Annotated in this window: 15 protein-coding genes and 1 other RNA gene; 9 read left to right on the top strand and 7 right to left on the bottom strand. The window is 64.4% G+C overall.

What is annotated here, in order from left to right; translation table 11 throughout:
• Positions 1 to 9: 9 nt before the first annotated feature.
• Genes D906_RS06425 through D906_RS06410 form a run of 4 tightly spaced genes read right to left on the bottom strand, consistent with a single transcriptional unit; the run spans position 10 to position 3595 of the window.
• The gene (locus D906_RS06425) at positions 10 to 492 is read right to left on the bottom strand and encodes a DUF4442 domain-containing protein (RefSeq protein ID WP_019098102.1); all 483 of its coding nucleotides are present in this window, start codon (positions 490 to 492) and stop codon (positions 10 to 12) included.
• Positions 489 to 1688 (bottom strand): 2-octaprenyl-6-methoxyphenyl hydroxylase, encoded by a 1200-nt coding sequence (gene ubiH / locus D906_RS06420; RefSeq protein WP_019098103.1) that lies wholly within the window; start codon positions 1686 to 1688, stop codon positions 489 to 491. Before ubiH ends, D906_RS06425 begins: the two co-directional genes overlap by 4 nt.
• Entirely contained in the window at positions 1685 to 3019 is a 1335-nt protein-coding gene (gene pepP, locus D906_RS06415; RefSeq protein ID WP_019098104.1) for a Xaa-Pro aminopeptidase, read from the bottom strand. Before pepP ends, ubiH begins: the two co-directional genes overlap by 4 nt.
• 21 nt (positions 3020 to 3040) lie before the next feature.
• Positions 3041 to 3595: a YecA family protein gene (locus D906_RS06410; RefSeq protein WP_019098105.1), complete on the bottom strand. Its 555-nt coding sequence runs from the start codon at positions 3593 to 3595 to the stop codon at positions 3041 to 3043.
• 181 nt (positions 3596 to 3776) lie between these two features.
• Here D906_RS06410 and D906_RS06405 point away from each other — a divergent pair, with 181 nt between their 5' ends.
• From D906_RS06405 to D906_RS06390, 4 genes are all read left to right on the top strand, one after another.
• Positions 3777 to 3959, top strand: coding sequence for a TIGR02449 family protein (locus D906_RS06405; RefSeq protein ID WP_029886233.1), 183 nt, complete (start codon positions 3777 to 3779; stop codon positions 3957 to 3959).
• Complete coding sequence (locus tag D906_RS06400) at positions 3956 to 4276, top strand: cell division protein ZapA (protein ID WP_019098106.1); 321 nt, start codon at positions 3956 to 3958, stop codon at positions 4274 to 4276. The genes D906_RS06405 and D906_RS06400 overlap by 4 nt, the downstream gene beginning before the upstream one ends.
• A 17-nt stretch (positions 4277 to 4293) precedes the next feature.
• Positions 4294 to 4473, top strand: a non-coding RNA gene (ssrS, locus tag D906_RS06395) — 6S RNA.
• A gap of 81 nt (positions 4474 to 4554) precedes the next feature.
• Positions 4555 to 5163, top strand: coding sequence for a 5-formyltetrahydrofolate cyclo-ligase (locus D906_RS06390; RefSeq protein WP_025752146.1), 609 nt, complete (start codon positions 4555 to 4557; stop codon positions 5161 to 5163).
• Positions 5164 to 5181: 18 nt separating this feature from the next.
• On the opposite strand, the gene D906_RS26595 is transcribed toward D906_RS06390, so the two are convergent.
• A complete protein-coding gene (locus D906_RS26595) occupies positions 5182 to 5337 on the bottom strand; it encodes a hypothetical protein (protein WP_019098108.1) in 156 nt (51 codons plus the stop codon).
• Between the two features lie 179 nt (positions 5338 to 5516).
• Here D906_RS26595 and D906_RS06385 point away from each other — a divergent pair, with 179 nt between their 5' ends.
• The 4 genes from D906_RS06385 (at position 5517) to D906_RS06370 (ending at position 10852) form a co-directional block, all read left to right on the top strand.
• A complete protein-coding gene (locus tag D906_RS06385) occupies positions 5517 to 5966 on the top strand; it encodes an EVE domain-containing protein (protein ID WP_025752145.1) in 450 nt (149 codons plus the stop codon).
• Positions 5967 to 6061: 95 nt separating this feature from the next.
• Complete coding sequence (locus D906_RS06380; RefSeq protein WP_019098109.1) at positions 6062 to 7021, top strand: HlyD family secretion protein; 960 nt, start codon at positions 6062 to 6064, stop codon at positions 7019 to 7021.
• Positions 7018 to 9738: a ribosome-associated ATPase/putative transporter RbbA gene (gene rbbA, locus D906_RS06375; RefSeq protein WP_025752138.1), complete on the top strand. Its 2721-nt coding sequence runs from the start codon at positions 7018 to 7020 to the stop codon at positions 9736 to 9738. Before D906_RS06380 ends, rbbA begins: the two co-directional genes overlap by 4 nt.
• 1 nt (position 9739) lies before the next feature.
• Complete coding sequence (locus D906_RS06370; protein WP_019096508.1) at positions 9740 to 10852, top strand: ABC transporter permease; 1113 nt, start codon at positions 9740 to 9742, stop codon at positions 10850 to 10852.
• A 57-nt stretch (positions 10853 to 10909) separates the two neighbouring features.
• Here D906_RS06370 and D906_RS06365 read toward each other — a convergent pair whose 3' ends face one another.
• The gene (locus D906_RS06365; protein WP_016712618.1) at positions 10910 to 11314 is read right to left on the bottom strand and encodes a flagellar basal body-associated protein FliL; all 405 of its coding nucleotides are present in this window, start codon (positions 11312 to 11314) and stop codon (positions 10910 to 10912) included.
• Between the two features lie 169 nt (positions 11315 to 11483).
• On the opposite strand from D906_RS06365, the gene D906_RS06360 reads away from it, so the two are divergent.
• The gene (locus D906_RS06360) at positions 11484 to 12461 is read left to right on the top strand and encodes an NADPH:quinone oxidoreductase family protein (RefSeq protein WP_016712619.1); all 978 of its coding nucleotides are present in this window, start codon (positions 11484 to 11486) and stop codon (positions 12459 to 12461) included.
• A 32-nt stretch (positions 12462 to 12493) separates the two neighbouring features.
• On the opposite strand, the gene D906_RS06355 is transcribed toward D906_RS06360, so the two are convergent.
• Entirely contained in the window at positions 12494 to 13144 is a 651-nt protein-coding gene (locus D906_RS06355; protein ID WP_019096507.1) for a gamma-glutamylcyclotransferase, read from the bottom strand.
• Between the last annotated feature and the right edge of the window lie 10 nt (positions 13145 to 13154).

Here is a 13154-nt window from a genome sequence, read left to right as displayed (position 1 = left end):
TTCCATGCCTTACGCCAGCCTCGCTTGCGGCTTGAGCCGCACGTATAGGGTTTTATCGACCCGCGCCACCAGTTCCCCGGCACCATCGCGGATATCGACCTGCAAACGCGGCAGGCACTTCTTGCCAGTGGCGGTCTGCTGGCGAATGTCGGCCAGCAGCGCGTCATCGACGTGGAATTCGGCATACACCGGCCCTTTGCCCGGCGAGATGAAATCGATGCTGGCGGCTTTGTCCCAGACGATGTAGTCGCGGCCCAGCTGCTCGATCAGCAGCAACATGTAGAACGGGTCGACCATCGAATACAGGCTGCCGCCGAACTGCGTACCGACATAATTGCGGTTCCAGCGGGTCAGCTTCATCGCCACCTTGACGCTGCGCATGTCCGGGCTGATGTGCTGCACACGGATCCCGGCGCCCAGGTAAGGTGGGTAGAGGTTCAGCAGCCAGCGCAGCATGCGCGCCCGGCGCGCCAGTTTACGCGGGTTGCTCATGCCTGGCCCCGCGGATCGGGTCGGGTACCCAGGCCCATGGCCTGGCGGGCAAACCAGCTTTTGGCCGGCGGCAGCAGGTCTAGCCCGAGCAGGCCGAGGTTACGCCCGGCGGCCAGCAACGGCTGGTTGCTGCCGAACAGGCGCGTGACCTGGTCGGAAAAGCCGATGGTCATGGCTTGGTCCAGACGCTGGCGCTGGTGATAGGCCTGCAGCGTGGTCAGGTCGCCAGGCTGCTGCGGTCCGGCCAGCAGCGCGTCGGCAAGCGATTGCACATCGCGCAGCGACAGGTTGAAACCCTGGCCGGCAATGGGGTGCAGGCTGTGCGCGGCATTGCCCAGTACCACCAGGTGCGGCCGCACCTGCTCCTGGGCCTCGATCAGCGACAGCGGGTACAGGTGACGCGCGCCAACCTGGCGCAACGCGCCCAGGCGATAGCCAAACACGCCCTGCAGTTCACGCAGGAAGCTGCGCTCGTCGATGTCGGCCAGACGCCGTGCATCCATGCCTTGGCGTGTCCAAACCAGCGCGCAGCGGTTTTCCGGCAGCGGCAGCAGGGCCATGGGGCCTTCTTCTGTGAAACGCTCGAACGCCTGGCCGCCGTGGGCTTCACCCGGGGTGATGTTGGCGATCAAGGCGCTCTGTTGGTAAGGCGTGTGGCGTACGTGAATACCCAGTTGCTCGCGCAGGCCGGAACGGCCGCCGTCGGCCAGTACCGCCAGGTCGCATTCAAGCTGGGTATCGTCATTCAAGCGCAGGCGGTAACCACCTTCGATCGCCTGCATGGAGGTGACTTCCGCCGGGCAGCGCCAGCTCACCACCTCACTGTCCAACCCCTGCCACAGGCATTGGCCCAGCCAGGCGTTTTCCACCACGTAGCCCAACGCTGGAACGCCCTCTTCCAGGGCATCCAGGCGAGTGGCGCCAAAGCGGCCACGGTCGGACACGTGAATCTGACGGATCGGCTCTGCACGGTGACCAATGGCCTGCCACAGGCCCAGCTGCTGGTAGATCTGCCGGGTGCCGAACGACAACGCCGAAGAACGCGCATCGTAGCTGGGCTGGAAGCTGTCGCCGGGGGCGAACGGTTCGATCAGCAGGATCTTCCAGCCACGCGCCTTGGCCCCGGCTTGCAGGGCCAGAGCCAGGCTTGCACCAACCAGACCACCGCCGATGATCGCCAGGTTCACCCGGTTCATGCCGCGTCCTTGCGGGCGGCCTGCATCAGCGCCTCGATCTCGGCAACCGTGCGCGGCACGCCCGAAGTCAGGATTTCACAACCTTGCCTGGTCACCACCACGTCGTCCTCGATCCTTACACCAATGCCGCGCCACTTCCTGGCCACGGCCTGATTGTCGGCGCCAATGTAGATGCCCGGCTCGACGGTCAGCGCCATGCCGGGCTCAAGCACTCGCCACTCGCCCCCCACCTTGTACTCGCCCACATCGTGCACATCCATGCCCAGCCAGTGCCCGGCACGGTGCATGTAGAAGGCGCGGTAGGCCTCACTGTCGATCAGCGCCTGTACCTCACCGGTAAGCAGGCCCAATTCCACCAGGCCTTCGGTAATCACCCGCACGGTCGCCTCATGCGCGTGGTTCCAGTGCTTGCCGGGGGCAATTTCGGCAAAGGCCGCCGCCTGGGCCTTGAGCACCAGCTCGTAGATGGCCTTCTGCTCGGGCGAAAAACGCCCGCTAACCGGGAAGGTGCGGGTGATGTCGCTGGCGTAGCAGTCGATTTCGCAGCCGGCATCGATCAGCACCAGGTCGCCATCCTTGAGCAGGGCGTCGTTCTGCTGATAGTGCAGGATGCAGCCATTGCGCCCGGCTGCGACGATCGAGCCATAGGCCGGCATCTTCGCCCCGCCCTTGCGGAATTCGTAATCCAGCTCGGCTTCCAGGCTGTATTCGTGCAGCCCGGCCCGGCAGGCCTGCATGGCCCGCACATGGGCCCGTGCAGAAATGTCTGCCGCCGCGCGCATCACTTTTACTTCCGCCGCCGATTTATACAGACGCATGTCGTGCAGCAGATGATCCAGCGCAACGAACTCGTTCGGCGGCTGCGCGCCCAGGCGGGCCTTGGAGCGGATCACGTTGATCCAGTCCATCAGCCGGCGGTCGAACTCGGCATTGCTGCCCATGGCGCTGTACACCCGCTCGCGGCCTTCGATCAGGCCCGGCAGAATCTCGTCGATGTCGGTAATGGGGAAGGCATCGTCGGCGCCAAAATCGCGCACGGCGCCTTCCTGGCCGGCCCGCAGGCCGTCCCACAGCTCGCGCTCGGGGTTGCGTTCACGGCAAAACAGCACGTACTCGCCGTGCTCACGCCCGGGGATCAACGCAATCACTGCCTCCGGCTCCGGGAAGCCGCTGAGGTACTGGAAATCGCTGTCCTGGCGGTACACGTGCTCGACGTCGCGGTTGCGGATGGCAACTGCGGCGGCGGGCAGGATGGCGATGCTGTTGGGGACCATCTGCGCCATCAGCGCCTTGCGCCGACGGGCATACTCGGCCTTGGGAATGTGGCTCATGGGCAGACTACCCCCGGTTGATCAGTGCAGCGATGGCTTGGGCGCGGGTGCGGCCGGCTTGGCCAGCTCGGAAAACAGCAACAGCGGAGCCACGCGCAGGTATTCCATGACTTCCATGTAGTCGCTCTCGCCATCTTCGGACTCTTCGAGCGCTTCCTGCACCTGGGAAATGGCCACCAGGTCCTGCAGCACGTCCTTGGCTTCGTCGGACAGGTCCTTGCCACCGGCATTCAGGCCAAAACCGGTGATGAAGCCCTGGCACCACTGGCCCAGTGCGGTGGCGCGGTCGCCCAGTGCGGCGTCGTCGGAAGGCAACAGCAGGACAATGGCCATGTCGTCGCTGGTGAGCTCGCCCTTGACCATTTCCTGCAGGCCGACCAGGGCATTGCGCACGGTATCACCGGGCTCGGTTTCCAGCAGCTGGGCGGCATCTGCCAGCCAGCCGTCGGCGTCAAAGCCGGCACCGGCGCAGCTGCGGCCGATCAGCAGGCCGTGCAGCTCGGCCGGGGTAACAGGGTGGCCATTGCTCGAAAGCAGCATGGCGAAGGCGATGTAGGGCGATTGGGTATTGGGCATGGGCAGCTAGGCGCCAGACGGCGCAATGACTAGAATGGAGACCTTGTATCCTAGCACCGGCAGGCGCGCCAAGACCATCGGCACTGGCCGTCGCCGCCCAGGGAGAGGCATCATCGCCAGGTGACTCAACGACGGAGCGAATCGAGTGCAACCCACGCAAGAGAACGACCTGCAGGCACTGATGAGCCGATTCGAGTTGCTGATCGAACGCGTCGAGCAACTAAAACGGCAAAATGCACTCCTAGTAGCGCAGGAGAAATCCTGGCGCGAAGAGCGCGCCCACCTCATCGAAAAGAACGAGATCGCCAAGCGCAAAGTCGAGTCGATGATTTTACGCCTCAAGGCTCTGGAGCAAGACTCATGAGTTCAAGCAATAGCGTCACCGTGCAGATCCTCGACAAGGAATACTCGATCATCTGCCCGCCGGAAGAGCGCAACAACCTGGTCAGCGCCGCCCGCTACCTGGACGGCAAAATGCGCGAGATCCGCAGCAGCGGCAAGGTGATTGGCGCCGACCGTATCGCGGTGATGGCGGCCTTGAACATTACCCACGAGATGCTGCACCGCCAGGAAGACCGCAATGAAGCGCCGGCCGGCGGCACCACCCGCGAACAGGTACGCGACCTGCTGGAGCGGGTCGATCAGGCGCTGTCCGACGACACGGGTACCAAAATCGGCTGACATTGGTATACTGGCGCCACTCCCTGGGGGATGCGCCAGTCGGTTATGTCCCTGAGCCGATACGCACAACCACGGGGGTTGCACGCTGGGGCCGGTGTGCATGTCCGCCCGACGGAAAGCCTTAACGCCCCCTGCAATCTCCACCTTGAACTTTCGGGTTCAAGGGCTACACCGATAGCGGTCTTATCGGGGAGCCTGAATTTTCTTGCCCGCCCCTTCTGGCGGGCAATTCGTTTTGGCCAACAATGTCGGCCATCACTTCTGGGATCGCCCGTGCCATGACCGACACCGCGCCGCTCACCCGCCCCCAGCTCCGTCGCCTGCTTCGCAACGCCCGCCGCGCCCTTACCCCTGCCCAGCAACGCCAGGCCACCCTCGGCCTGTACCGCCAACTGGCGCAACACCCGCTGTTCCGCCGCGCCCGGCACATTGCCTTGTATTTGCCCAACGACGGCGAAATCGACCCCGGGCTGCTGCTGCGGGAAGCTCAACGCCGCGGCAAGCACACCTACCTGCCGGTGCTGCACGCCTGGCCACGTACACGCATGGTGTTCCAGCGTTTCGAGCAGGGCGAAAAGCTCAGGCCCAACCGCTTTCGTATTCCCGAACCGGTCACCGACCGCAAGCGCCAACGGCCGATCTGGGCGCTGGACCTGATCCTGCTGCCGCTGGTCGGTTTCGATGAAGTGGGCGGGCGCCTGGGCATGGGTGGCGGCTTTTATGATCGCAGCCTGGCCTACCAGGGGCGTCGCAAAACCTGGAAGAAGCCTTTGCTGCTGGGGCTGGCGCATGAATGCCAGAAGGTCGAGCGGCTGGCGCAGGCCAGTTGGGATGTACCGCTGCAGGGGACGGTCTCGGACCGTGGCTGGTACCTGGCGCCGCGTTGAGCGGCGCCAGCGAGGGCATCAACGTTGTGGTGGCTGGCTGGCGTCGACCGGCATCTGGTAGGCGTTGTCCAGCTTGCGCTCCCAGAACCCTTGCGCATAACCGGTAGTGACCACACCCAGGCCAAAAATGAACACCAGGATCCACAGCAGATCCGGCTTTTTACGTTGATTCATCGAAGAATGCCCCCCAGGCAAACTGTTCAGTGCGCGGCGATTTTCTGGGAATCGCCAGCGCATAGCGCTTTAAACGGGGCGCATTTTCCGACAACCTGCGTCCGCACGCAAACCTTGACGCCAACCGGCTGTCGGTTTCGTGCAACAGGTTATTTCAAACCTTTTCAGGAGCGACATCCATGGCCTATTGGCTGATGAAATCCGAGCCCGACGAGCTCTCCATCGAAGCCCTCGGCCGCTTGGGCGAAGCGCGCTGGGACGGCGTGCGCAACTATCAGGCGCGTAATTTCCTGCGGGCCATGAGCGTGGGTGACGAATTTTTCTTCTACCACTCCAGCTGCCCGCAACCGGGCATCGCCGGCATTGCCAGGATCACCCGCGCAGCATACCCCGACCCGACCGCGCTGGACCCGCAAAGCCACTATTACGATGCCAAGGCCACGCCCGAGAAAAACCCGTGGAGCGCGGTGGATGTGGCCCATGTGCAAACCCTGCCTCGGGTGCTGGAGTTGGGCTGGCTGAAACAACAAGCCGGCCTGGCCGAGTTGCCGCTGGTGCAAAAAGGCAGCCGCCTGTCGGTGATGCCGGTAACACCCGAACAATGGGCGGTGATTGTCGCGTTGCGTTGAATGTGCAGCTAAGGTCAAGGGTTTGACCGATATCAACACGCCATACAGGGCCGCGCGCCATGATGTGCTGTGCATGACCGCAAGGATGCAGAACGATGAACCGATATGCCCCCAGAATCTTCGCCACCGCACTGATCGCCCTGCTGGCAACAGCTGGTGGTCTGGGGTACTGGAAATCGCTCCACGACCAGTTGCCCGAAGGGCTGAGCATGGGAAATGGCCGCCTGGAGGCCACCGAAGTGCAGATCGCCAGCAAAATCCCCGGTCGCCTGGCCGAAGTGCTGGTCGACGAAGGCGACAAGGTCGCCCGCGGCCAGTTGCTGGCACGTATCGACACCCGCACCATGGAAGCCCAGCGCAGCCAGGCCGAAGCCGAAGTGCTGCGCGCCCGGGAAAACTACGCAGCGGCCCAAGCGTCCGTACAGTTGCGCCAGAGCGAATTGCTGCTGGCCAGCCAGGAACTCAAGCGCGTGCGCGAAATTTTCCAGCGCAAGTACGCCAGCCAGCAGTTGCTCGACCAACAGCAGGCGCGCTTCGACACGGCCAACTCGGCCGTGGTCGCGGCCCGCGCCCAGCTGGCAGCGATCAAGGCCGCCATCGGCGCAGCCGAAGCCCAGGTGGCCCAGCTCACCAGCGAAATCGACGACAGCAGCCTGCGTGCGCCCATCGCCGGCATTATCCAGTTGCGCCTGGCCGAGCCCGGTGAAGTGCTGGGTGCTGGCGGCCGCGTGCTGATGCTGATCGACCCCAGCGACCAGTACATGAACCTCTACCTCCCGGCTTCCACCAGCGGCCGGCTGACGGTAGGCGACCAGGCGCGGATCGTGCTCGACGCCCTGCCCGAGCGCGCCCTTGCGGCGAAAGTGGCTTTCGTTGCGGCCAAGGCCCAGTTCACCCCCAAACAGGTGGAAACCCGCGACGAGCGGCAGAAGCTGGTGTTTCGGGTAAAACTGCGCCTGACCGATCCGGGCACCGTGCCGCAGGCCAAACCGGGCATGCCTGGCGCCGGCTACGTGCGCACGGCTGAGGTGGACTGGCCGGCCAACCTGCAATGAACGCCCCGGCACTGCTGGCCGAGGGTATCAGCCACCGCTACGACGACCTGACGGCCCTGCATACACTGGGTTTCAGCCTGCCTGCCGGTACCCGCTGCGCACTGATCGGCCCTGACGGCGCGGGCAAATCGACCCTCCTTGGGCTGATCGCCGGCGTGAAGCGCCTGCAACAGGGCGAGCTGCAGGTGCTGGGCGGCTCGATCCGCCAGCGCCGTCATCGGGCGGCGCTGTACCCGAAGGTGGCGTTCATGCCGCAGGGGCTGGGCAACAACCTGTACCCGGAACTGTCGATCAGCGAGAACATCCGCTTTTTCGCCACCCTGTTCGGGCTGGGCCGGCGCGAGTGCGAGCAGCGTATGGCCAACCTGCTGCAAGCCACCGACCTGCAGCGCTTTGCCGAGCGGCCGGCCGGCAAGCTGTCAGGCGGCATGAAGCAGAAGCTGGGCCTGTGCTGCGCGTTGATCCACGAGCCGGACCTGCTGATCCTCGACGAGCCGACCACTGGCGTAGACCCGTTGTCGCGGCGGCGCTTCTGGGAGCTGGTCGAACAGGTACGCGCACAACGCCCCCAATTGACACTGTTGGTGGCCACCGCCTACATGGAAGAAGCCGAACAATTCGAGCATTGCCTGATGCTCGATGGCGGCCGCCTGCTGGCCGCAGGCCCCAGTCATGAGCTGGCCGCAGCCACCCCCAGTGGCAAGCTGGACGACGCCTTCACCCACTACCAGGGCGCAGGCAAGGCGCAGCATCAACCCCTGACCATCCCGCCGCGTGAGGCCAAGGACGGCCAGATCGCCATTGAAGCCCACGACCTGACCCTGCGCTTTGGCGACTTCACAGCCGTGAACAAGGTCAGCTTCGCCATCGGCCGTGGGGAGATCTTCGGCTTCCTCGGCTCCAACGGCTGCGGCAAGACAACCACCATGAAAGTGCTCACCGGCCTGATGCCGGCCAGCGAGGGCAGCGCCAGCCTGCTGGGGCGCCCGGTGGACGCCAGCGACCTGGCCACGCGCAAGCGGGTCGGTTTCATGTCGCAGAGCTTCTCGCTGTATGGTGAGCTCAGTACCCGGCAAAACCTGGCCTTGCATGCCCGCCTGTTCGACCTGCCCAAGGCCGAAAGCGCCCAGCGCATCGACGAATTGATAGAGCGCTTCGACCTCGCCGCTATCGCCGACCAGCCGTCCGGCGCCCTGCCGCTTGGCCTGCGTCAGCGCCTGTCGTTGGCGGTGGCGGTGCTGCACCGCCCGGAAGTGTTGATCCTCGACGAACCGACCTCTGGCGTCGACCCGGCCGCCCGCGACGACTTCTGGCGCCTGCTGGTAGAACTGTCCCGCGAGCAGGGCGTGACCATTTTCCTTTCCACTCACTTCATGAACGAAGCCCAGCGCTGCGACCGCATCTCGCTGATGCATGCCGGGCGGGTACTGGCCTGCGACACACCGGATGCCTTGCAGCGCCAGTACCACGGCGACACCCTGGAGGACGCATTCGTGCGCTGCCTGGAGCAAGCCCAGGCGCTGGCACCACAAGCCACGGACAACGCTGTGCTGGAGCAGACCGCCACGGCCGCGCCGCCGCTGCGCCGGGGCTTCAGCCTGCGCCGCCTGCTGGCGGTGGCCAGCCGCGAGGGCAAGGAGCTGCTGCGCGACAAGGTACGCCTGGCCTTCGCCCTGCTGGGTGCGCTGTTCATGATGGTGATCTTCGGCTACGGCATTTCGCTGGATGTGGAAAACCTTGCCTTTGCTGTACACGACCAGGACCAGAGCCCGCAAAGCCGGGCCTACCTTGAGGCCTTCCGTGGCTCACGGTATTTCGCCGAGCAGGCGCCGATCCGCGACAGCCGCGAAATGCACCAGCGCCTGCAACGCTCGGAAATCAAACTGGCGCTGGAGATTCCTCCCGGTTTTGGGCGTGACCTGTATGCCGGACGCCAGCCGGTGGTGGCAGCCTGGCTCGACGGCGGCATGCCGTTCCGTGCAGAAACCAGCCGCAACTACGTGGAAGCCGTGCACCAGGCCAACCTGGAGCAATTGGCAAGGGCCAGCCCACAGCCGCAGGCGCGGCAGGACCTGGTGCGTCTGGAAACGCGTTTTCGCTACAACCAGGACGTGGTCAGCGTGAATGCCATCGGCCCGGGCGTGATGGCACTGATCCTGGCCTTCATCCCGGCCATGCTTACTGCGCTGGGCATCGTCCGCGAGAAAGAGCTGGGCTCCATCACCAACTTCTATGCCACCCCCCTCACGCGCCTGGAGTTCCTGCTGGGCAAGCAGATGCCCTACCTTGCCGTGAGCCTGGTCAACCTGGCGCTGCTGGTGGCGATGAACCGCTGGCTGTTCGCCGTGCCGCTCAAGGGCAGCGTGCTGGCCCTGGCCTGCGGGGGTGTGGCCTACCTGCTGGCCACCACCAGCCTGGGCCTGCTGATCTCGGCGTTCACCCGCACCCAGATCGCGGCCATCCTGGGCACCATGATCATCACCAGCCTGCCAACGATCCAGTTTTCCGGGCTGATCGTGCCACGCTCGTCGCTGGACGGCGCAGCGGCGGTGATGGGCCAGCTGTTCCCGGCGGGCTATTTCCTCGATATCGCGGTCGGCACCTTCACCAAGGCACTGGGCCTGCGCGAACTGTGGCCGCAGTGCCTGATCCTGCTGGGCTTCTTTGCCGCGTTCACCGGCCTGAGCCTGGCCATGCTGAAGAAGCAGGAGGCCTGACATGTCGCGCCTGAACCACACCCTGCGCCTGGGCCTGAAAGAACTGACCAGCCTGCGCCACGACAGCGTCCTGCTGCTGTTCCTGCTGTATGCCTTCAGCGTGGCGATCTACATGCCGGCAGCCGGCTCGGTGATTGGCGTGCACAACGCCAGCGTCGCGGTGGTGGACGAAGACCACAGCCTGCTCTCACGCAAGCTCAGCGAAGCCTTGCAACCGCCGGAGTTCCAGCCCGCCGTGCCGCTGGCACCGGAGCACCTGGACCAGGCCATGGACAGCGGCCAGTACACCTTCGTGATCAATGTGCCGGTGAATTTCCAGAGCGACCTGTTGGCCGGGCGTTCGCCGGAGTTGCAGATCAATGTCGATGCCACGGCCATGAGCCAGGCGTTCATGGGCGCTGGCTATATCGGCCGCATCTTCGAGCGTGAACTGCTCGACTACAGTCAACGCGGCAATGTGCAAAGCCCAGTGCTGATCAACCCCAAAGCGCTGTTCAACCCCAACCTGGAGGGCGGTTGGTTTCTGGCGGTGATCCAGATCGTCAACAACATCACCATTCTGGCGATCATCCTCACCGGCACCGCGCTGCTGCGTGAGCGTGAGCACGGCACCCTCGACCACCTGCTGGTGCTGCCGCTGACGGCACTGGAAATCATGCTGGCGAAGATTGGCAGCAACGCGCTGGTAGTGGTGATCTGCACGTGGATTTCGCTGGTGGTGGTGGTGAAAGGTGCGCTGGGCGTGCCGTTGTCCGGCTCGATGGGGCTGTTCCTGGCCGTGACGGCGCTGTACCTGTTCGCCAGTACCGCGCTGGGCATCTTCCTCGCCACCCTGGCGCGCTCGACACCGCAGTTCGGCCTGCTGGCGATCCCGGTGATCATCCCGATGCTGTTGCTGTCAGGCGGCAGCACACCGCTGGACAGCATGCCGCAGTGGTTACAGTGGGTGATGCAGGGCTCGCCGTCGACGCACTTCGTCAGCCTGGGGGCTGCGATCCTGTTCCGGGATGCAGGCTGGGCGGTGGTATGGCCGGATATCCTGGCGCTGGGCCTGATCGGCCTGGTGTTCTTCAGCGTGGCGCTGGCGCGGTTTCGTCGGAGCCTGGCGTCCTGATAACGCAGGCACCGTGGAGGCATCTGTGGGAGCGGACACGCCCGCTCCCACAATTGATCACTGCACGATCAGGTTGTTGAACAGCAAGTCTTCAACAATCGGCTTGCCCTCTTCTGCTTCCAGCACCTGCTGCACCTGCTTCAGCGCCTCCTGGCGCAGATGTTCCTTGGCTTCGACGTTGCTCATGCTGTCCACCGTCTGCTGGGTGAACAGTGCCACCAGCTGGTTGCGGATCAGCGGTTCATGGTGCTGCACCGCCTTGGCGGCTTCATCGCCCGTCACGCGTAGGGCCACATCGGCCTTGTACACACGCAGCCGTGGGCCGCCGTCGAGGGCATAGTTGCCGACAAAGGGCGGGCTCAGGCTGATGTAGGCGACCTTGGGCGCCCCTTCCTTGGCTTCTTCGGCCATGGCCGCAGCCGGCAGCAGCAGCGCCAATACCATCAAGATCCACGCTTTCACGAATTCGCTCCTCAATACAGTTGGCGCCAGCTTACCCAGCACACCGCTCAAACCCAAGCCCGGGCTTATGCCGGCACTTATGCCTGCACATCAGGGCGGGCCATGCTCGTTGACCCGGCAGGTGGCCCTCCTACACTTATCGGCCACTACCCGCAAAGGAATAGCCCCGATGAAAGCTGTGTTATGCAAAACCCTGGGCCCGGCGCGCAACCTGGTGCTGGAAGACGTGGCCAGCCCGCTGCCGAAGAAGAACGAGATCCTGCTGGATGTGCAGGCCGCCGGGGTCAACTTCCCCGACACCCTGATCATCGAAGGCAAGTACCAGTTCCAGCCGCCGCTGCCATTCTCGCCGGGTGGCGAAGCAGCGGGCGTGGTGGCTGCGGTCGGAGAAAAGGCCGGTGCGTTCAAGGTGGGTGACCGGGTCATGGCGCTGACCGGCTGGGGCGCGTTCGCCGAACAGGTGGCGGTGCCGTTCTACAACGTACTGCCGATCCCGGCGAGCATGGACTTCACCACCGCTGCGGCATTCGGCATGACCTACGGCACCTCCATGCACGCCCTGCGCCAGCGTGGCCAACTGCAAGCAGGTGAAACCCTGCTGGTGTTGGGCGCTTCCGGCGGTGTTGGGCTGGCGGCAGTGGAAATCGGCAAGGCCATGGGTGCACGGGTGATCGCGGCGGCCAGCAGTGCCGAGAAACTGGCCGTGGCCAAGGCGGCCGGGGCGGATGAGCTGATCGACTATAGCCAGGCCAGCCTGCGCGACGAGATCAAGCGGCTGACCGGTGGCCAGGGTGTGGATGTCATCTACGACCCGGTCGGTGGTGAGCTGTTCGAGCAGGCCGTGCGCGGGCTAGCCTGGAATGGCCGGCTGCTGGTGGTGGGCTTTGCCAGCGGGACCATCCCGCAGTTGGCGGCCAACCTGGTGTTGCTCAAGGGCGCGGCAGTGCTGGGGGTGTTCTGGGGGGCGTTTGCACAGCGCCAGCCGGAAGACAATACGGCTAACTTCAAGCAGCTGTTTGCCTGGCATGCCGAGGGCAAGTTGAAACCGCTGGTGTCGCAGACTTATCCACTGGCTGAGGCTGGGGCTGCCATCGAGAAGTTGGGGCAGCGGCAGGCTGTGGGTAAGTTGGTGGTGCAGATGCACTGATTATTCTGGGGCCGCACAGCGGCCCCAAAAGCTCAGACTTCCCGCAGGTTATGACAGCGTCGGAACCGCGCCTCCAGGTTACGATCGGGCATCTGGTGGCTGCGCAAGGCATTCAACGTCTGCTCCACGTAGTCCCGCGTTGTGCCGTAACGCCCCTTGGCACTGGCCAGAATCTGGCTGAGCAAGGTATCTGGCAAGTTCCCCGCATAGCACGGCAAATGCCGCTCCAGCACAAAGCCTAAAGCCTGCACCTTGCTACCATCGCCCAGCCGGCAGGTGAGCCAGTGCGGTCGGTACGCCGGGTACGGCATCTCGCGCTGCCACAGGGCCATCAGCGAGTCGTCCAGGTTGCTTTCATCCAGCCGGTAGGCAAAGCCGCTACAGGAACCGCCACGGTCCAGGCCAAACACCAGCCCGGGAGTTTCCGGGGTACCGCGGTGTTCGTGCGACCACAGGTACAAGCCCCGATGGTAACCGTGCACCCGCGCGCGCTGGCGTTCTACCGAATTGCACTCCGGCCGCCAGATCAACGAACCATAGGCAAACAACCACACTGGCCCACCCTGATGGCGCGACATGGTCATCTTCATCGAGTTGAACAACTGGTCGTGAGTATGTTGCTGACCAAAGTCGAGTGCCGGAGGATATGAAACTTCCCAGGACATACTTTCAAGTGCCGACATAAGCTGCCGC

The organism is Pseudomonas sp. LAIL14HWK12:I1 (genome assembly GCF_003202095.1).
In the GTDB taxonomy this organism is placed as follows: Bacteria; Pseudomonadota; Gammaproteobacteria; order Pseudomonadales; family Pseudomonadaceae; genus Aquipseudomonas; species Aquipseudomonas monteilii.
The sequence above is the reverse complement of the archived record's forward strand: the minus strand, read 5'-3'. Positions and strand labels throughout refer to the sequence as shown.

Excerpts from the sequence above, each read along its gene's own strand:
- D906_RS06425 (WP_019098102.1), bottom strand. The coding sequence starts at position 492 with ATGAGCAACCCGCGTAAACTGGCGCGCCGGGCGCGCATGCTGCGCTGG.
- ubiH (WP_019098103.1), bottom strand. The coding sequence starts at position 1,688 with ATGAACCGGGTGAACCTGGCGATCATCGGCGGTGGTCTGGTTGGTGCA.
- pepP (WP_019098104.1), bottom strand. The coding sequence starts at position 3,019 with ATGAGCCACATTCCCAAGGCCGAGTATGCCCGTCGGCGCAAGGCGCTG.
- D906_RS06410 (WP_019098105.1), bottom strand. The coding sequence starts at position 3,595 with ATGCCCAATACCCAATCGCCCTACATCGCCTTCGCCATGCTGCTTTCG.
- D906_RS06405 (WP_029886233.1), top strand. The coding sequence starts at position 3,777 with ATGAGCCGATTCGAGTTGCTGATCGAACGCGTCGAGCAACTAAAACGG.
- D906_RS06400 (WP_019098106.1), top strand. The coding sequence starts at position 3,956 with ATGAGTTCAAGCAATAGCGTCACCGTGCAGATCCTCGACAAGGAATAC.
- D906_RS06390 (WP_025752146.1), top strand. The coding sequence starts at position 4,555 with ATGACCGACACCGCGCCGCTCACCCGCCCCCAGCTCCGTCGCCTGCTT.
- D906_RS26595 (WP_019098108.1), bottom strand. The coding sequence starts at position 5,337 with ATGAATCAACGTAAAAAGCCGGATCTGCTGTGGATCCTGGTGTTCATT.
- D906_RS06385 (WP_025752145.1), top strand. The coding sequence starts at position 5,517 with ATGGCCTATTGGCTGATGAAATCCGAGCCCGACGAGCTCTCCATCGAA.
- D906_RS06380 (WP_019098109.1), top strand. The coding sequence starts at position 6,062 with ATGAACCGATATGCCCCCAGAATCTTCGCCACCGCACTGATCGCCCTG.
- rbbA (WP_025752138.1), top strand. The coding sequence starts at position 7,018 with ATGAACGCCCCGGCACTGCTGGCCGAGGGTATCAGCCACCGCTACGAC.
- D906_RS06370 (WP_019096508.1), top strand. The coding sequence starts at position 9,740 with ATGTCGCGCCTGAACCACACCCTGCGCCTGGGCCTGAAAGAACTGACC.
- D906_RS06360 (WP_016712619.1), top strand. The coding sequence starts at position 11,484 with ATGAAAGCTGTGTTATGCAAAACCCTGGGCCCGGCGCGCAACCTGGTG.
- D906_RS06355 (WP_019096507.1), bottom strand. The coding sequence starts at position 13,144 with ATGTCGGCACTTGAAAGTATGTCCTGGGAAGTTTCATATCCTCCGGCA.